Annotated in this window: 13 protein-coding genes; 4 read left to right on the forward strand and 9 right to left on the reverse strand. The window is 31.0% G+C overall.

Annotated features, from left to right (window positions below; all coding sequences use genetic code 11):
• Position 1: 1 nt before the first annotated feature.
• Positions 2 to 1,216, reverse strand: coding sequence for an aminotransferase class V-fold PLP-dependent enzyme (locus tag APR43_RS10475; protein WP_053472862.1), 1,215 nt, complete (start codon positions 1,214 to 1,216; stop codon positions 2 to 4).
• 220 nt (positions 1,217 to 1,436) lie between these two features.
• Between APR43_RS10475 and APR43_RS10480 the strand changes: the two genes are divergently transcribed.
• Positions 1,437 to 2,792, forward strand: a complete 1,356-nt coding sequence (locus APR43_RS10480; protein WP_053472861.1) for a serine hydrolase domain-containing protein — start codon at positions 1,437 to 1,439, stop codon at positions 2,790 to 2,792.
• A gap of 115 nt (positions 2,793 to 2,907) precedes the next feature.
• Positions 2,908 to 4,035, forward strand: a complete 1,128-nt coding sequence (locus APR43_RS10485) for a Fic family protein (RefSeq protein WP_053472860.1) — start codon at positions 2,908 to 2,910, stop codon at positions 4,033 to 4,035.
• 84 nt (positions 4,036 to 4,119) lie between these two features.
• On the opposite strand, the gene sufD is transcribed toward APR43_RS10485, so the two are convergent.
• The 6 genes from sufD to APR43_RS10515 all read right to left on the reverse strand — a co-directional run bounded on the left by sufD (position 4,120) and on the right by APR43_RS10515 (position 9,075).
• Positions 4,120 to 5,436: a Fe-S cluster assembly protein SufD gene (gene sufD / locus APR43_RS10490; protein WP_053472859.1), complete on the reverse strand. Its 1,317-nt coding sequence runs from the start codon at positions 5,434 to 5,436 to the stop codon at positions 4,120 to 4,122.
• Positions 5,437 to 5,483: 47 nt separating this feature from the next.
• Positions 5,484 to 5,873 (reverse strand): four helix bundle protein, encoded by a 390-nt coding sequence (locus APR43_RS10495; RefSeq protein WP_053472858.1) that lies wholly within the window; start codon positions 5,871 to 5,873, stop codon positions 5,484 to 5,486.
• Between the two features lie 85 nt (positions 5,874 to 5,958).
• A complete protein-coding gene (gene sufC, locus APR43_RS10500; RefSeq protein ID WP_053472857.1) occupies positions 5,959 to 6,705 on the reverse strand; it encodes a Fe-S cluster assembly ATPase SufC in 747 nt (248 codons plus the stop codon).
• Between the two features lie 13 nt (positions 6,706 to 6,718).
• The gene (locus APR43_RS10505; RefSeq protein ID WP_053472856.1) at positions 6,719 to 7,207 is read right to left on the reverse strand and encodes a flavodoxin family protein; all 489 of its coding nucleotides are present in this window, start codon (positions 7,205 to 7,207) and stop codon (positions 6,719 to 6,721) included.
• A 7-nt stretch (positions 7,208 to 7,214) separates the two neighbouring features.
• Positions 7,215 to 8,663 (reverse strand): Fe-S cluster assembly protein SufB, encoded by a 1,449-nt coding sequence (gene sufB / locus APR43_RS10510; RefSeq protein ID WP_053472855.1) that lies wholly within the window; start codon positions 8,661 to 8,663, stop codon positions 7,215 to 7,217.
• Between the two features lie 82 nt (positions 8,664 to 8,745).
• The gene (locus tag APR43_RS10515; RefSeq protein WP_012023267.1) at positions 8,746 to 9,075 is read right to left on the reverse strand and encodes a HesB/IscA family protein; all 330 of its coding nucleotides are present in this window, start codon (positions 9,073 to 9,075) and stop codon (positions 8,746 to 8,748) included.
• Positions 9,076 to 9,448: 373 nt separating this feature from the next.
• Here APR43_RS10515 and APR43_RS10520 point away from each other — a divergent pair, with 373 nt between their 5' ends.
• Positions 9,449 to 10,378, forward strand: coding sequence for a hypothetical protein (locus APR43_RS10520; RefSeq protein ID WP_240514945.1), 930 nt, complete (start codon positions 9,449 to 9,451; stop codon positions 10,376 to 10,378).
• 217 nt (positions 10,379 to 10,595) lie between these two features.
• Positions 10,596 to 11,453: an MBL fold metallo-hydrolase gene (locus APR43_RS10525; RefSeq protein WP_053472853.1), complete on the forward strand. Its 858-nt coding sequence runs from the start codon at positions 10,596 to 10,598 to the stop codon at positions 11,451 to 11,453.
• 69 nt (positions 11,454 to 11,522) lie between these two features.
• On the opposite strand, the gene APR43_RS10530 is transcribed toward APR43_RS10525, so the two are convergent.
• Together APR43_RS10530 and APR43_RS10535 are read right to left on the reverse strand one after the other, a co-directional pair.
• Complete coding sequence (locus APR43_RS10530) at positions 11,523 to 14,708, reverse strand: T9SS type A sorting domain-containing protein (protein WP_053472852.1); 3,186 nt, start codon at positions 14,706 to 14,708, stop codon at positions 11,523 to 11,525.
• A 149-nt stretch (positions 14,709 to 14,857) separates the two neighbouring features.
• On the reverse strand, positions 14,858 to 20,116 hold the full coding sequence (locus tag APR43_RS10535) for a T9SS type A sorting domain-containing protein (protein WP_088636407.1): 5,259 nt from the start codon (positions 20,114 to 20,116) through the stop codon (positions 14,858 to 14,860).
• Positions 20,117 to 20,182: the final 66 nt, after the last annotated feature.

A 20,182-nucleotide genomic window follows, 5' to 3' on the forward strand; every position in this document is an offset into this window, starting at 1 on the left:
GTTAGCTTAGCATTGTTTGTGCCTTTTTAACGGCGTCGACCATTTGGTCAATTTCTTCTTTTGTATTATAGAATGAAAAAGAAGCACGAATCGTTCCCGGAATGCAAAAGAAATTCATAATTGGCTGTGCACAATGATGTCCGGTTCTAACTGCAATTCCTAATTTATCGATAATAGAACCAATATCGTATGGATGAATTCCATCAATATTAAACGAGATTACAGAAGCTTTATTTTTTCCTGTCCCGTAGATTCTTAAACCTTCAATTTCAGATAAACGTTTTGTAGCGTAATCTAAAAGCTCAGTTTCATATTCGTGAATATTCTCAAAACCAACACTGTTTAAATAATCAATTGCAGTTCCTAAAACAATTCCGCCGGCAATATTTGGTGTTCCGGCTTCAAATTTATGTGGAAGATCTGCGTAAGTTGTTTTTTCGAAAGTAACTTCTTTAATCATTTCACCACCACCTTGATAAGGAGGGAGTTTGTTCAGCCATTCTTCTTTTCCGTACAAAATTCCAGTTCCCGTTGGACCACACATTTTATGACCAGAAAAAGCATAAAAATCACAATTTAATTCCTGAACATCCGGTTTTAAATGCGGAACAGCCTGCGCACCGTCAATTAAAACTGCAGCGCCAACAGCGTGAGCTTTATCAATGATATATTTTATCGGATTAATAATTCCGAGTGCGTTTGAAATATGATTTACAGTAACAACTTTTGTTTTTTCTGAAAGCAAAGCATCAAATTCTTCGATGATTAATTCTCCGTTTTGATTAATCGGAATAATTTTTAAAGTTGCTCCCGTTCTTTCACATAACATCTGCCACGGCACAATATTACTGTGATGCTCTAATGAAGAAACAAGTACTTCGTCACCTGGTTTTAAAATAGAAGCAAAACCATTTGTAACTAAGTTGATTCCGTGCGTAGTTCCCGAAGTAAAAAGAACTTCGTGAGCATGTTTTGCATTGATATGATCTTTCACCTTGCCACGAGAAATCTCGTAAGCGTCAGTAGCTAACTGGCTTAAAGTGTGAACGCCGCGGTGAATATTGGCATTAATTTCCTGATAATATTTTACTTCTGCATCGATCACAATTTGTGGTTTTTGCGAAGTAGCTCCGTTGTCGAAATATACTAAGGGTTTTCCGTTTACAGTTTGTGAAAGTATCGGAAAATCAGCTCTTATTTTTTGAATATCTAGCATGTCTTATTTAGAAAAAATCTATTTACAAAAGTACTAAAACTAAATTTGTTTATACAGCAATTCTATAATTTCCTTTTATGGTGTCATTGTTACAAGGCGTTAATGCTGATTCTGTAAAAATAGATTCGGTTTTCTGAATTATCCGAATCAGATTTATAATTTGACTTCTAAAATCGTGAACATAAATTATTTATATTGCAATAAAAATACTGACATCATCATGAAAAAATTTCTTAAAGTACTTTTGCTTCTAGTCGTTCTTGCGTTTTTGTATTTCGTATTTACAACTTATCCAAAACTGGATTTGATTTCCGGTTTTTCGGCCAAAAGTGTAGCTTCGGGGCATTTTATTGATAACCGTTCGCTCGATTTAATTCAAAAAACAGACAATGATATCGATTTGGTTGATTTGGCTAAAAATTCAATTGATGATGCTGGAAAATTTGCCATTTCAAATGTTTATGGTTTAAAGGAAAGAAAAGCAATTTATCGTGAAGGCTTAGGAGCAGTTTTGATAAATGATGATTTTGATGTTTCAAAACCATATTTGCTTCCAAAGAGAACAAAATTGGTAAATAATCTTCCTTTTCCTTACGGAAATAATGAACCAAAAGATTCTGCTTTTGCGAATATTGATTACTCGAAATTAAAAAATGCAGTTGAAAATGCTTTTGATAAAAATGGAGGAAGAACAAAAAGAACCCGCGCCGTTGTCGTTTTATACAAAGACAAATTAATTGCCGAAAAATACGATACCGGATTCAATAAAGACAGTAAAATTTTAGGCTGGTCGATGACAAAAAGTATCACAAGTTCTGCTTTTGGTGTTTTAGCCAAACAAGGAAAAATTGATATTTACAAACCAGCACCAATTGCAGAGTGGAAAAATGACGATCGTAAAATTATTACGATTAATGATTTACTTCACATGAATTCCGGTTTAGAATGGGGAGAGAACTATAGCACCATTTGCGATGCCACACAAATGCTTTTTCAGGCTGAAGATATGGGAAAAGTACAAATGGATAAACCAGCTCAATTTAAGCCAAACACGCATTGGAATTATTCTTCAGGAACTACTAATTTATTGTCATTGATTTTAAGAAGACAATTTAAAACACAGCAAGAATATCTTGATTTTTGGTACAGTGCCGTAATTGACAAAATTGGAATGAATTCTATGATTGTCGAACAAGATATGTCAGGAACTTTCGTAGGTTCATCTTACGGATGGGCAACACCAAGAGACTGGTCAAAATTTGGATTGTTATATCTTCATAAAGGAAACTGGAACGGAGAACAAATTTTAGATGAAAGCTGGGTAAAATATACCGCAACGCCAACAAATACTTCTGAAGGAAAATATGGAGCGCAATTTTGGTTAAACGCGGGAGGAAAATTTCCAGATGTTCCTCGTGATATGTTTTATTGCAGTGGTTATCAAGGGCAAATGGTGGCGATTATTCCATCTCTGGATATGGTTATTGTGAGAATGGGAGTGAGAGAAGGCGATAAAAGTTTTGATTTTAATGGATTTTTGAAAGGGATAATTGAAAGTGTGAAGAAGTTAAAGTAATATTTAGTTATTTAAGTTTTTTAAATTATTTGTTAATTAATAAAAATGCTATTTAAGTTTTTTACGGTTTTCCTTAAATAAGATTATCTTTGTTTAAGTTTTTAAATGTTTTAAAATGGATGTATTTAAGTCTGGCCAATATATTAATCAAGGATATTATAAAAGTTTTCAGCCTAATCTTATAAATAGGAATTGGATCTTAAATAATATGGAAGTTATTCAGCTTTTAAGTAGAGCAGATAGGCATTTAGGTCGATTAGATATGTATTCTGAATATGTAAATATTGAATTATTCATTAGGATGCACATTGCAAAAGAAGCAACTCAATCTTCTAAAATTGAAGGAACCCAAACAAATATGGAAGAAGCTTTTTTGAAAAAAGAAGAAATTGCATATGAAAAAAGAGATGATTGGGAAGAAGTCCAGAATTATATAAGTGCAATGAATGAAGCGGTAAAGTTATTACACAGATTACCATTTTCATCAAGATTGATAAAGCAAACACATAGTATTTTATTGCAAGGAGTAAGAGGAGAGCATAAATTACCAGGTGAATATAGGTCTAGTCAAAACTGGATAGGAGGAGCAAGTATAAGTGATGCTGTATTTATTCCTCCATTTCATGGAAGTATTAATGAATTAATTTCAGATTTGGAGTTTTTTGCAAATGACGAAATTAATCCCTTGCCTGATTTAATAAAGATTGCAATTATTCATTATCAATTTGAAACAATTCATCCTTTTTTGGATGGTAATGGAAGAGTTGGACGTTTGTTAATCACAATTTATTTGGTAAGTAAAGGAATTTTGAAACAACCGATTTTGTATTTATCTGATTTTTTTGAGAAAAATAGAGTTTTATATTATGATAATTTGATGCGAACAAGGACTCATAATGATATTAATCAATGGTTGAAATTTTTCCTTACTGGAGTTATCGAGACCGCGCAAAAAGGAGTTACTACTTTTGACGGGATTTTGCAATTACAAAAAAATCTGGAAGAAAAGTTAAAAACTCTGGGTAATAGAAGTTCAGATGCACGCAAGGTAGTTGATTATCTGTATACGCAACCTATTATAGAAATATCAAAAGTGGAAGAATTAATAGACAAATCTTCAGTAACAGGGTATAAATTATTAGCAGATTTGGAAAGATTAAATATTATTAAAGAGATTTCGGGAGCTCAAAGAAATAAACTTTTTGTTTTTAAAGATTATATTGATTTGTTTAATCATGAATAATTTAAAATGCAAAGTTCGCAAAGTTTTGTAATAAACCTTTGCGAACTTTGCGTAAACCTTTGTGTCTTTGTGGTAAAAACTAAACTACAAATCAAATCCTAAATTCACGCCTAATTTCATGGCAATGATTTTAGTAATTCTTTGTTTTAATTCTGGTATTTTGATGCTTTCGATAACGGCATTTGAGAATGCGTACATCAATAAAGCTTTTGCTTCTTTTTGTGGAATACCACGTGACTGCATATAGAACATTGCTGTTTCATCAAGCTGTCCAACGGTACAACCGTGAGAACATTTTACATCATCTGCAAAAATCTCTAATTGTGGTTTCGCATTGATAGTTGCTTTATCGCTCAATAAAATGTTGTTGCTTTTTTGAAAGGCATTTGTTTTTTGAGCTTCTTTATTTACTAAAATTTTCCCGTTGAAAACTCCTGTTGAGCGATCAGAGAAAATTCCTTTATAATCCTGGAAACTCTCACAGTTTGGCTGTGCGTGATTTACCAAGGTATAATGATCAACGTGTTGTTTATCATTTAGAATTGAAATTCCGTTTAACGTACTTGTCAATCTTTCTCCAAAGTGGTAAAAGTTTAAGTTGTTACGAGTTAAATTTCCTCCAAATGAAAAAGTGTGTACGTAAGCATGACTTTCTTGTTGTTGAGAAACATAAGTATTGTCAACTAAGTTTGCTTCGCTATTATCGTTTTGAATTTTGTAATAATCAACAATGGCACGTTTTTGAGCAAAAATCTCTGTAACTGAATTTGTTAAAACAGGATTTTCATTCAAACTTTGGTGGCGCTCGATAATTTGAACATGTGAATTTTCACCCACAATAACCAAATTTCTTGGTTGAACCATTAATGCAGCTTCATTTCCGGTTGAGAAATACATGATTTCAATTGGTTTATCGGCTACTTTTTTCTTCGGAATATTGATAAAAGCTCCTTCCATTGCAAATGCAGTATTTAATGACGTTAAACTGTCATCTTTACTTGCAATTTGATTAAAGTATGTATCAATAACCATTTTATATTTTGGTTTGGTCAATGCCGATGACATTAAGCAAACATCAATTCCGTCGTGCGTTGTAGAAGATAAATGTGAACTAAAAACACCATCAACAAATACTAATTTATAAGTATCTATTTCGTGTAAAAAGTATTTTTTTACCTGATTAAATTCGATTGCATTTTCTTCCTTTGGAAAAACCGTAAAGTCATTTTTTAAGATGGCATTTAGCGATGTATATTTCCAAGCTTCTTCTTTTTTGGTTGGGAAACCTTTATTTTCGAAGTTTTTTAAAGCATTTGTGCGTATGTCATGTAAATCTGAATGTACATCGACACGCTCTTCAAAAGCCATAAAAGACGATACTAATTTTTCTTTTAAATCCATTTTGTTTTTGTTTCCTTCGGTGTTTCAGGTTTCAAGTTTCAGGTTGCCTATTGAAACTTATTCCCCTTGAAATCTTTTTTATTTAGATAAGTGATAAAGTTTTTTATTTTACCGCTTAAATTTTCATAATCCTTTTTTAAAGCTTCGAATTTTTGTTCCGAAATATATTCAAAATCAAAAACTCGATATAATTGAGATCTTGTTTCTCCGGCTGAACCTTTTGCGATAGATAAAAATTGTCGAAATTCTAAATTTCCATCTCTTTCAAATCCTTCAGCAATATTATCCATCACTGAACCAGAAGAATTTTTTATTTGATTTTTAAATCTAAGATCGGATCTTAACTCTGTATGAACTGCTATAAGATGAATTTCTTTTGCTAATCTTCGAGCTTCTTTCCAAATTTCTAAATCCTCAAATCGAGTTATTGTTGCCATAATTTCTGTTTTAATAATTTTAAGTTTAAACTTACAAAATATAGTTTAACTTTAAACTAAAAAACATGAAACCTGAAACAAAAATTTAGTTCTCGGCCTTAATCCAGTCGTATCCTTTTTCTTCTAATTCGTAAGCTAATTCTTTTCCTCCAGATTTTACGATTTTTCCGTTGTAAAGAACGTGAACGAAATCAGGAACGATATAATCTAGCAAACGTTGGTAGTGTGTGATAACGATAATAGCGTTTTTGTCGCTTTTTAATTTGTTTACACCATTAGCCACAATTCTTAAAGCGTCGATATCAAGACCAGAATCTGTTTCGTCAAGGATTGCTAATTTTGGTTCTAACATTGCCATTTGGAAAATCTCGTTTCTTTTTTTCTCTCCTCCAGAAAAACCTTCGTTTAGGGAACGAGATAAAAATTTACGGTCAATTTCTAATAATTCAGATTTCTCACGAATTACTTTCAACATTTCGTTTGCCGGCATTTCTTCTTGTCCGTTTGCTTTACGAGTTTCGTTGATTGCAGTTTTCATGAAGTTAGTAACGCTAACTCCAGGAATTTCTACAGGATATTGAAACGAAAGAAAAACACCTTTATGTGCTCTCTCTTCAGGAGCTAAATCAGCAAGATCTTCTCCGTCAAGAATAACTTCTCCGTCTGTAACTTCATAGTTTTCGTTTCCTGCAATAACTGCAGAAAGTGTACTTTTTCCAGAACCGTTTGGTCCCATAATAGCGTGTACTTCGCCAGCTTTAACTTCTATATTAATTCCTTTCAGGATTTCTTTATCACCAATTGAGGCGTGAAGGTTTTTTATTGATAACATTGTTTTTTTTATTTTATATAAATGTCAATTCTATTTTTGTTTGTTGGTTTAGGATGTTGGCATTAAAATGCGCGTGTCCTAAATATTCCATGCCTAAATAATCGGCAGTTTTTTTAAACGGAATGTAGAAACTTTCTTCGATTTCATTATCGTGTGAATTTGATATCACACCAATTTTCTTTCCTCTAAGTTTTCTTCCGGTTTCTTTTTCAATTCGGATTAAATCTGAAAACCGATCAAAAAAGACCTTCATTATTCCGCTCATATTATACCAATATATGGGCGTTGCAAAAATGAAAGTGTCATGATTTTCGATAATTCTTTTAATCAAGGGCAAAAAATCATCTTCTATATTTTTGCTTTCGTAATCATAATACGAAATAGTATAATCACTAAGATTTACTACATCAATATTGTATTCTTTTGCAATTTCATCTACAATTCTTGTTGTATTTCCGTTTTTTCTGGAAGAACCTAAAATGATGACTTTTTTATTTTCCATCTTCCAATTATCCTACAGAACCTTCTAAAGAAATCTCTAATAATTTTTGAGCTTCAACAGCGAATTCCATTGGAAGTTTGTTCAATACATCTTTACTGAAACCGTTTACAATTAAGGCAATCGCTTTTTCAGTTGGGATACCTCTTTGGTTGCAATAGAAAACCTGATCTTCTCCAATTTTACTTGTCGTTGCTTCGTGCTCAATTTTAGCAGACGGATTTTTACTTTCGATATAAGGGAAAGTATGTGCTCCACAATTGTTCCCCATTAAAAGGGAATCACATTGCGAAAAGTTTCTCGCATTCTCAGCTCTTGGACTAATTTGCACTAATCCGCGGTAACTGTTTTGTGATTTACCAGCCGAAATACCTTTAGAAATAATAGTCGATTTAGTGTTTTTACCTAAATGGATCATTTTAGTTCCCGTATCAGCTTGTTGGTAATTATTGGTAACGGCGATAGAATAAAATTCTCCAACCGAATTATCTCCTTTAAGTACACAAGAAGGATATTTCCACGTTACAGCAGAACCAGTTTCTACTTGTGTCCAGGAAATTTTAGCGTTTGTTTCGCATAAACCTCTTTTTGTAACGAAGTTGTAAACTCCACCTTTTCCTTCTTTGTTTCCTGGGAACCAGTTTTGAACGGTAGAATATTTAATTTCAGCATCGTCAAGAGCGATTAATTCAACTACAGCAGCGTGTAATTGGTTTTCGTCACGACTTGGAGCTGTACATCCTTCAAGATAAGAAACGTAACTTCCTTCATCTGCAATAACCAGAGTTCTTTCGAATTGTCCGGTTCCTGCCTGATTGATTCTGAAATAAGTTGAAAGTTCCATTGGGCAGCGAACACCTTTTGGAATATAACAGAAACTTCCGTCAGAGAAAACTGCTGAGTTTAATGCTGCGTAGAAGTTATCTTTTTGAGGTACAACAGTTCCTAAATATTTTTTTACTAATTCAGGATGTTCTTTGATAGCTTCAGAAATTGGACAGAAAATAATTCCTTTTTCGGCCAATGTTTTCTTGAAAGTTGTTGCTACAGAAACAGAATCGACAACAATATCCATTGCGACATTGTTCATCATTTTTTGTTCATCAACAGAAATTCCAAGTTTTTTGTACATCTCTAACAGTTCCGGATCAACATCGTCCAGAGTTTTATTAGGATCTACTTGTTTTGGAGCTGAATAATAAGAAATTGCCTGGAAATCTGGTTTTTCGTAACGTACGTTTGCCCATTCTGGCTCAATCATTTCTTTCCACGCGCGAAAAGCCTCGATGCGCCATTCGGTCATCCATTCCGGTTCTTCTTTTTTTAGCGAAATAGCTCTTACAATTTCTTCGTTTAAGCCAATAGGGAAAGTCTCAGATTCTATATTAGTATAAAATCCGTATTCATATTCTTTGGTTTCGAGTTCGATTTTTAAATCGTCTTCTGTGTATTTGCTCATTATTTTTTATTGTCTAATAGTTTTAAAGTCCAAAGTTTGAAGTCAATTTAGTCTTTATGACTTTACGACTTTCGGCTTTTGACTAAAGAGAGAATGATTCGCCGCAGCCACAAGTTCTGCTTGCATTTGGATTATTGAAAACGAATCCTTTTCCGTTTAATCCGCCAGAGAATTCTAAAATTGTTCCGGCTAAATATAGAAATGATTTTTTTTCAACTGCAATTTGTATATCATTGTCTACGAATATTTTGTCATCTTCGCCCTTTGTTTTGTCAAACTTTAAGTCATAAGACAAACCAGAGCATCCACCACTTTTTACGCCTACTCTTACGTAGTCGCTTGCGGCGTCAAAACCATCATCTGTCATCAAATCGATGATTTTCTTTTTGGCTGTATCAGAAACCTTTATCATTGTTTATGGTATTTGTTTTTAAAAGATCATTTTAATCTGCATTTAAATAGTAATCAATTTATTACATAAAATTTAAATGCCAATTTCAACGTTCAAATCAAATTGTCTGCAAAGATACGACTTAAAAACCTTTTTCCATAACGGTTCACATTATTATAACAAATGTTAAAATAGAGAGAAGTTATTTTTGCCTAAAAGTCCTTTGTTGAGTGACTTTTAGTTTACAAGGAATTTTGTTTTTGAACGAAAAGTCAGATGATTCTGTAAAATACTGGTTTACTGTGCTTTAAGTTATTGTAAATAAGCTAAAAAACCGTATTTCTACTTGTTTAGTCGAATAAAATAATGGTATTTTTGCAATAAATTGTGATGAATGATGAAGAAAAACCACACAAACGAATGGATCAGGGCAGTTTTAGCAATATTCTTTATTTTTGGAATAGGTGCTACTTTTTATATATTTAGTAAAGAACTAAAAGACGAGGCAGACAAGGAGGAAGCAAGCAATAAAAAAATTAAACTTGTCAATAACAATAAGGAGTACATTGCTCAAAAAAGTATTCTTGATTCTTTAAATGTTTTGAAATTAGAATATGATGTTGCAATTTTAGAAAAAACGGCCCTTTCGCAGCAATTGGCATTTGAAAAGAAGAATGTCGAAAATTTAATGGAAATTATAAAAGCATCTGAGAATCCTTCAAATACTCAAATTCAAATTTTTAGAAAACAGCTTTCAGATATGCAGACAGCATTAGCCTTTAAAATTGCAGAAATAAAAAGTCTTAAATCTCAAAATAAAAGCTTGCTTACAGAAATTGAATCTCAGAATGTTGTAATGTATAAGCAAAAAGCAGAAAATGATACTTTAATTTTAAAGCAGAAAAAGTTAGAATCAACCATAAAAGATGCTTCAAAACTAGTTCTAAATAATTTTAAAGTGATTGCGCTTCGTGAAAAAAAATCAGGAAAAGAACAGGAAACAGACAGAGCAAAAAGTACTAATAAATTAAAAGTAAGTTTTTCGGTTAACGGAAATGCTGTTGCCAAAACAGGAAAAAAGGTGTTTTATATTCAGGTTTTAGACCAAAAAAATACTGTTTTGGGCGAAAATAAATTAATAGAATTTGGCAACGATAAAGCTTTAGTTTACAGTTTTATTGTAGCAGCAGATTTTCAGGGAAAGGCTTTAAATCTATATGGAATTTTGAATTCTGATGAAAATCCATTTAAAAAAGGAACTTACTTTGTCAACTTCTTCGACAAACAAGAAATAATGGGAAGCGCTTCCATTACTTTGGAATAAAAGTGTTTTTTTTAGCCCACGGATTTTACTGATCTAAGAGGTTTACACAGAATCATTTAATTAGCTGCGTAGCTAAAAATAAAAACACAGTGGAAATCCGTTGAATCCGTAAAATCTGTGGGCAATGTATATTTGTGAGAGAAACATTATTTTGAGAATGCCTAGCAAAAGGAATTTGGATTTCCTAGCTTTGTTTTCTTATTAGAAATTTAAGCTCATGAAACTTTACCCTATAGAATCCGGAAATTTTAAATTGGATGGCGGCGCTATGTTTGGCGTTGTTCCAAAAACTATTTGGAATAAAACCAATCCGGCGGACGAAAATAACCTTATTGATATCGCGGCGCGCTGTTTACTTATTGAAGATGGAAACCGCCTGATTTTGATTGATACCGGAATGGGAGACAAACAATCGGAGAAATTCTTTGGTTATTATTCACTTTGGGGATCACATTCTATTGATAAATCATTGGCAAAATATGGTTTTCACCGAGATGATATTACCGATGTTTTTATGACACATTTACATTTTGATCATTGCGGCGGAAGTATTCAATGGAATTCTGAAAAGACTTTTTATGAACCGGCTTTTAAAAATGCAAAATTCTGGACAAATGAAAATCACTGGAATTGGGCAACAAAACCAAATGCAAGGGAAAAAGCATCTTTCCTTACAGAAAATATTATCCCAATGCAGGAAAGCGGGCAATTGAATTTTATTGAAAGACCAGAAAGTGATTTTGGTTTCTCTAAAGAATTAGGTTTCGGAATTTTCTATGCAGATGGCCATACCGAAAAACAAATGATTCCACATATTCAATATCAGAATAAAACGATAGTTTTTTGTGCCGATTTAGTGGCAACGGCGGGACATCTTCCGCTTCCGTATGTTATGGGTTACGACACAAGACCTTTATTAACAATGCCGGAAAAAGCTAAATTTTTAAATGCCGCGGCTGATAATAATTATTATTTGTTTTTGGAACACGATGCTCACAATCAAATTATAACAGTCGAACATACAGAAAAAGGCGTGAGACTAAAAGAGGTTTTTACTTGCGAAGATATTTTCTAAAAAACATAAAAAAATCCCATTTTCAACTTAATGAAAATGGGATTTTTTAGTTGAACTAAATTGTATTGTTTATTCCAGGATTATTTTTTTTGCAGAAGCGGCATCGCCATTTATTAAGTATACATAATACACACCTCTAGGCAAACCAGATAAGTTTATGGTATTATTGTTTTCGCCATTGCTGAAAGTGAACGATTTTACTAATTGGCCTAATGAATTGTAAACGTTTGCTTTTTCTAAAATAATGTTGTTAATGTGAACCTCACCTTTAGTCGGATTTGGATAAACTAAAGCTTTATCGAAAACAGATTCTTCGATTCCTAATGAGGAACAATTTGAAGAATAAACTGCTGTCACATCTTTTTTATCCAACCAATTTGTATTTGAATAATTTTCATCATCTACGTTAATACAAGTTAGAGTATTGTTTGTGAAATTAGAATAAGTCATATCAAAATTTTTGTTATTCCCATTTTTCAAATTCAAATATCGCAAATTATTATATTGACAATCAAATTTGTTTAACATAACATTTTTAGTTAAATCTAAAAAAGATAGTTTATTATTATTACAATTAAAAGTCTCTAAGGCCACGTATCTATTCACGTCTAAATTTTCTAGATTATTATTACTGCAAGTAAAAGTCACTAACGAGTTTTTACTCACATTTAAAGTTCTCAGTAAATTGTTATCACAGTTTAAAGTGGTTAAAGCTGGATTATTAGTTATGTTTAAAGTCGTCAATTTATTATAGGAACAATTTAAATTTGTTAAAGCAGTATTAAAAAACACATTTAGATCTTGAGAATCGTTAGAAATAGAATTATTACTTACATTTAGATAAGTTAGGTCTAAAAGGTAATATACATTGAGTGCTTTTAATCGATTTGTGTTACAATCTAAATAAGTCAAGAATGTATTTTTGTAAAGATTCAAACCTTCCAGATCGTTTTTGGGACAAAACAAAGTAGTTAAAACAGTATTTTCCGTTAAATCAATATTGGAGATTTTATTTGAACCGCAATCTAAGTAAGTTAAAGATGTAAAGTCTTCAATTCCTGTTAAATTTGTAATATTGCTCGAAGACACATCTAATGATTTTAGTGAAGCTATATTGGTTGTAATTACTTTTCCATTTTTACCATCAGTATCAATTCCCATATCTATCAATTTTTGCTCAAAAGCTGGATCAGGGACAAGAGTATAAGGAGTATTTTCACCACTGCAGTTTGAGTTGTAAAAAGCTTTTGGATCTTTATTAGGTCCCCAACTCGAAGTGCTGAAAGCGTCAACATTAATGCATGTCAAATTTGGATTGTCGATAAAGTTACGTTTACTCAATCTAAGGTTATTACCATTTTTTACATTCAGGTTAAACAGATTGTTAGAGTTGCAATAAAAAGTAGTTAGAGAACCATTATTTGAAACATCAAGATTCAATAACTTATTATTGGAGCAATCAAAGTAAGTTAACTTAATATTCTTCGAAACATCTAACTGTACCAATCGATTATTAGAACAATCAAGATAATTAAAATCAGGATTATGAGGAATTTCTAAACTAGTCAAAGCATTATAACTACAAGTTAGTTGAGTCAGCTTTAAATTATTTTTTAGGTTTAAATCTCTTATTTTTAGGCTATGGCAACTTAGGATTTTTAAATTAATATTTTTAGAAACATCAAGAAAATCTATTGTATAATTATATGAACAATTTAATGTCGTTAAAGCAATATTTTTTGAAATATCTATTGAAGACAACTTATTTTTACTACAATCTAAGGAAGTTAATTCAGTAAAATCCTCAATTCCTGTAAGATCTGTGATGTTTTTAGAAGATAAATCAAGAGTTTTCAGGGAAGAAATGTTTGCTGTTAGTACTTTTCCAGAAAAATTACCTGAATCTAGTCCGAGATTTATTAGTTCTAGTCGAAATCTTGGATCAGGAATAGCGGTGTACCGCCCATCACAAGCTAAGGCATAAGTAGCTCCAGATTCTTTGTTTCCCGTCCAATTTTTATTTGAATAGACTATGTCATCTACAGTGATACATTTCAAATCTTTATTTCCAGAAAAGCTTAAATGATAAATAGAATTCCAGTAAAAAGCGTTATTATTTCCATTTTTTACATTTACACTTGTTAGGGAGTTGTCTGTACAATATAAAGATGTCAAAGCTATGTTTTTTGAAGCATCCAGACTTGTTAGTAAATTCGCTGAACAATCTAAAGTGACTAAAGCAATGTTTTTTGAAATATCAAGACTTGTTAGTGAGTTCTTGTCGAAAAGTAGCGTGATTAAGGCAGTATTTTTTGACACATCCAGACTTGTTAATTTATTAGATGTACATTGTAAATTGGTCAAGGCTAATTTTTCAGAAACATCGAGATTTGTTAGTTTATTATTATTGCAAATAATAGTAGTTAAAGCTGAGTTTTTAGAAATATCCAAGTTTGTCAGCAAGTTGTTTTGGCAATTTAAAGTAAGTAAAGCAGTATTTTTAGTCAGATCTAAAGTTGTCAATTGTTGGCCTTGACAATTTAGTAATGTTAATGCTGTGAAATCTTGGATTCCCGTCAAATCTTTAACTAAACCAACCCCATTACTATTAGCAGTAATGTTTAAAGAAGTTAATGTAGAAATATTAGCGGTTAGCACTTTCCCGTCTGTTGGGCCAGAGTCGTGACCAAGAGCAATCAAGTTTTTTTCAAAACTCAAATCTGGAATAAGAGTATATTGCTCGGTTCCTTTAGCATAGATCTGTACATGATCTATAGTGGCATTAAACCCGATATTATCAAGAGTATTTAAAGAAATACTCAAATCGTAAGATAAATTTTGATCTGGTGTAAAAGTAGTTTCAACAGCTGTCCAGTTGTTGTTTGCGGCAAAATAACTGCTAGAAAGAGTTGTCGCACTTCCGTTTTTGCTAATGTTTAATACAATTGGGTGAGAGCCGTTATAATTGCTGCTTAAATATTTGTATTTAAATTTTACTACATAGGTAACTCCTTCATTTAAAGGAACTTGTGTTGTAATTTTCGGAGTCAAGGCACTATTTGTAAAAGATAGCGTTGCGCTGTTAAATCCTTCCCAATAATCTGCCGTATTTTGAGCAACATTGTTTTGAGTTGTCCAATCGGACAATGCTGTTTTGCTCGTCCACTTTTCGAATCCTCCGTTTGGGACTAAATTTGTCTGTGCATAAATAGAAAAATTTGCTAAAAATAGCAATAAGAGTAGTTTTGTTTTCATAGGCTGATTAATTATTGGAATACAAGGGTATAAAATATTAACGAGATTTCTTTACGTCTTTCCGTAAAAACACTATATTTCTTAATGAAATAAAATCCCATTTTCAACTTAATGAAAATGGGATTTTTTAGTATAATGGAAGTATTATTTTATTCGATGATTACTTTTTTAGCCGAAGCTGCATCTTGATTGATTAAATACACGTAGTAAACTCCTTTTGGCAAACCGCTTAAATTGATTGAATGATTTACATCGGCAGAATTTAAAGTAAATGACTTAACTAATTGCCCTAATGAATTGTAAACATTCGCTTTTTCTAAGCTTACATTTTTAATATTCAATTGGCCTTTTGTCGGATTTGGATAAATTGCCGCTTTGTTAAATACAGAATCTTCAAGTCCTAATGTACAAGTTTCAGAATAAACGGTGGTGCTTTCCTTAATCTTAGACCAATTTGCATTTGCGTATGCAGCATTGTCAACTTTTATACAACCAAGTTTGCTATTTTGCAAGAAGCTTGTATAAAGACCAGCAGCAGCTTTTTTACCATTTTCTGAAGGCAGAACAAAGTTTTCATTATTGCCATTTTGAACATTCAAGGACGTCAATGGGTTTAGTACTAAATAAATGATAGTTAAATTTGGGTTTTTAGATAAATCCAAAGTTGTTAACTGATTTGATGAGGAATTTAAAGTTTTTAGTAAAACATTATTACTTAGATCCAAAGTCGTTATTTTATTGTTGCTACAATCTAAATATGTAAGTAAAGTAAATTTTTCAATTCCTGTTAAATCAAAAATATTACTGTTAGAAAGATCTAAATTAGTAATTGAAATGATGTTTAACGTTTCAATTTTTCCATTAAAACCATCCGTATCAATCTTCAAATCAATTAGTTTTTTCTCGAAATTCGAATCAGGAATTAAAGTATAAGCAGCACAATTTGTGTTGTAAGCCGCTGATGAGTCTTTAAGATTTGACCAATTATCTGTTGAAAAAATGGCATCATCAACCTGAATGCAGGTTAAGTTTGGATTAACTCTAAAATTTGATTGTGAGAAAGAACGATTATTTCCATTTTTCAAATTCAGAAATTCTAATTGATTTCCTGAACAATCTAAAGTAATTAAGGCAGGATTTTTAGAAATATCCAAGTTTTTCAAATCATTTTTATAACAAATTAAAGAGGTAAGTGATGTGCATTTTGAGACATCTATAACTGCTAATTTATTTCCTCTACAGTCTACGGTTTGAAGTTTGGTATTTTTTGACAAATCTAAATTTCTTAAAACGTTCGAACTGCAATCTAAAGTTGTCAGGAAAATGTTCTTGGAAAGATCTAAATATGATAGCTGGGTTGAATTACAATCTAATGAAATTAAAGCGGTATTTGCTGTAAAATCTATTTGATTCAAAGCATAATTGTTTTTGATTGTCAGCGATGTCAATTTGATGTTTTTAGAAAGGTCAATTGTGCTCAATTTATTTGATGAACAATTCAAAGATTCTAAATTTGTAAAATCTTGAATACCGGTTAGGTCAGAAATAGAACTAGAAGAAACATTTAATGAAATTAGGCTATCTATACTTGAAGTAAGTACTTTTCCATTTATTCCATCAGTATCAATTCCTAAATTAATTAGTTTTTTTTCAAAATTAACATCAGGGATTAATGTATAAGCTTTCTCACAAGGAATTTCGCTGTAAACTGCAGTATTATCTTTGCTTGTTTTCCAGTTATAACTTGAAAATATGGCATTATCAACAAGTATGCAAGTTAAATTTGGGTTTAACGTAAAATTAGTATCGTATAAAGAAATGTTGTTTCCATTTTTTAAATTTAGATTTTCAAGCTTATTAGAGTTGCAATATAAAGTACCAAATTCTTTATTTTTGGTTATATCCAAATCTTTTAACTGATTGTTATCACAGCGTAAATGTTTCAAAGCTGTATTGTTAGAAATATCTAAACTTGTTAATTGATTTTGACTGCAAAGAAGCTCGGTTAGTAAAGTATTTTTTGAAACATCCAGATTTGTCAATTGGTTTTTCCCACAGTAAAGAGAAGTTAATAACAGGTTTTTAGAAACATCTAGGCTTGTTAGATTGTTGTCTTCACAATTTAAAGATTCAAGATTTTTAAAATCCTGTATACCAGTTAAGTCAGAAATAGAACTCGAAAAAATATGTAAAAAAGTAATTGATGCAATACTTTTGGTTAGTACTTTTCCATTTTTCCCATCAGTATCAATCTCATTTTTTATTAGTATATCTTCAAAATTAGAATCAGGAATCAAGGTAAAAGCAGTATCACAAAAAGTGTCAGAATAAGTTGCTTGTGTGTCTTTGCTCCATGAGGTATAATTAGCATACGAGTACGCAGCATTATCCACCAGAATGCAATAAAGATTAGGATTATATGCAAAGTAAGCTCTCAATAAACTTTTATTACTTCCGTTTTTTGCATTTACAGATTCCAGATCATTAGTGTTGCATTCTAGAATTGTCAGAGCGCTATTTTTAGTAACATCTAAGTTTTTTAATTTATTATTAGAACAGATTAATTGTTTTAAGTTAAGATTCTCAGAGACATTTAGTATCTCAATTTTGTTAAACTTGCACAGAAACCATGTTAATGAGTAATTTTTTGAAATATCAAGGCTTGTAAGTTGATTTGTTGAACAGTCTAAATTAACCAAAGCAGTGTTTTGACTAACATCTAAGGCTGTTAATTGATTTTGAGAGCAATTTAGATAAGTTAATAGACTATTTTTTGATACATTTAAATTTGTTATCTTATTTCTGTCACAAGATAAAATCTGTAACGTCGCATTTGAAGAAAAATCAAGATTTGTAAAAAGATTAGAATAGCAAGTTACATTTGTTAAACCTGTGTTTTTTGAAAGATCAATATTTGTCAGCTTATTCATTGGCATGCTCAATTCTTTTAAATTGGTGTTTTTTGACAAATCTAAAGTTGTTAGATTATTGCCTCCACAATTTAAAATTTCTAAATCTTTAAAACTTTGAATTCCTGTTAAATCAGCTATTGAGCTACTTGCCACATTTAAAGAAGTTACACCTAAGACACTTGATATGGCGATTTGACCATTTTTGCCATCTTTATCAATACCTAGTCTAATTAATTTGTCTTCAAAATAAGCATCAGGAATTAAAATTGAACAAGTAACTTCATTATAACTAGCAATATCCTCTTTTGCACTAGCCCAATTTGTATCAGAATAAGAAGCGTTGTCGACTAAAATACAAGTCAGTTTTGGATTGTTTTTGAAATCGGGTTCGATTAAAAGATTGTTTTTCCCATTTTTCAAATTCAGATATTCAAGTTTATTCCTACTACAATTTAAATTGATAAGAGTAGTATTTTTTGAAAAATCCAAAAATGCGAATTGATTTGCTCCACAATCTAAAGTTGTTAAGGCAGTATTTTTAGAAATATCTAGTGTTTTTAATTGATTTCCATTAAAATTAAAACTAACTAGTTTTGTGTTTTTTGATACATCAATCGTAAGAAGTTGATTGCTTACACAATTGAAGTTAACAAGATTAATGTTGTTAGAAATATTTATAGAAGATAAATTATTATTGCTTACAATTAAATCTGTTAATAAAGTGTTTTTAGAAAGATTTAGTATCGTTAAAGCATTTTTATCGGCATCTAAATATGTCAGATCATAATTTTGTGAAAGATTTAAGCTGGTTATTCTGTTTTCGAAACATATTAGCTCTTTTAGCGAGGTAAAATTTTCAATTCCCCTTAAATCTGTGATTGAACTTGCAGATACATCCAAAGTAGTTATTGCGCTAATGTTTGCGGTTAACACTTTTCCATCGATATTGCCGGAATCAATTCCAAGAGCAATTAATTTAGATTCAAATTTATTATCAGGAATTAAAGTATAAACATCACAAGTTGAATGGTTAAAGCTTGCCGAAGCATCTTTTTTAGTTGCCCAGTTTGTGTCAGAATAGGCTTTATTATCTACTAAAATACAGCTTAAAGATGGATTTGTTCTTAAATCAAGAGTGGTTAAAATGTCATTATTGTTATTTTTTAAATTTAAACTCGTCAGGTTATTATTTGAACAGTTTAAACTTTTTAAAGAAGAATTTAAGCTAAAATCTAATTGTGTTATCTGATTAAAAGCACTCGAAAAATTAGCCAATGCTAAATTTTTTGACGTATCAAGCCCTGTCAATTGGTTAGAATCAACTTTTAGATCAGTCAGAGCAGTATTATTTTTAATATTTAGATTTGTTAATTTATTTGATGACACATCTACATTAAACAACTTTAAATTTTTAGAAAGATCTATATTTGTTAATTGATTAGATGGACAATATAAAATTTTTAAATTAACAAAACCTTCAATTCCTGTTAAATCGGTAATAAAGCTAGACGCTATATTAAGTTGTGCAACTCTGGAAATATTAAATGTAAGTACTTTTCCGTTTTTTCCATCTTTGTCAAAGCCCTCAGCAATTAGTTTATCTTCAAAATTTGGATCTGGAATCAAAGTATAACCATAACAATTATTACTGAAAACAGAGGTTGCATCTTTTAAACTTAACCAATAACGATCAGAATATTCTGGATCATCTACCTGAACACATTTAAGACCATCATTTCTTTTAATATTGAAAACAGTAAAATTGATATTATTACCGTTTTTTAAATTTAAGGAATTCAGAGAACCATCATTACATTTGAACGAGGTTAATTTTGGGCAATTTGAAATGTCTAGACTTTTGATGCCTGAACCGGAACAATCTAAACTAAGCAATTCCGTGTTTTTAGAAAGATCTAAAACGGTTAATGCACCGTTTGAACAGCTTAAGCTTTTCAATTTTGTATTATTCGTTACATCTAAAGTTGTTATTGGATTAAAAGTGCTGTAAAAATCGATTAATAAAACATTTTTAGAAATATCTATACTTGCAAGTTTATTAAAACCGCAATAAAAGGTTTTTAACGCGGTATTGTTTGTAACATCTAAACTAACCAATTCATTTCTTTGAATATCTAACAAATCTAATTTAATATTCTTTGAGAGATCAATTGTTGTTAATTTGTTATTGGAAAGACCCAAAAAAGTCAAAGCTGTTAATTTTGTAATATCTAATGTCGTAATATAATTATCACTGCATATAAGTTTTTCTAAACTAACAAAGTCTTGAATTCCAGTTAAATCATTGATTGAACTGCCTCCTACATCTAAAACAGTTAATTTGGAAATTTTAGATGTAAGAACTCGTCCGTCAATGACACCAGAATCTATTCCTGATGCAATTAATTTTTTTTCAAAATTAATATCAGGAATTGAAGTGTATTGTGCATAAATTGAAAAATTGATTAAAAAAAATAGTAAAAGTAGTTTTGTTTTCATTGGCAGAGCTAAATGTTTTGACGGCACAATAATACGATAATCATTTCAGATTTTATTACGGGAAGC

It is taken from the genome of Flavobacterium sp. NLM, assembly GCF_002210235.1.
GTDB classification, from domain to species: Bacteria; Bacteroidota; Bacteroidia; order Flavobacteriales; family Flavobacteriaceae; genus Flavobacterium; species Flavobacterium panici.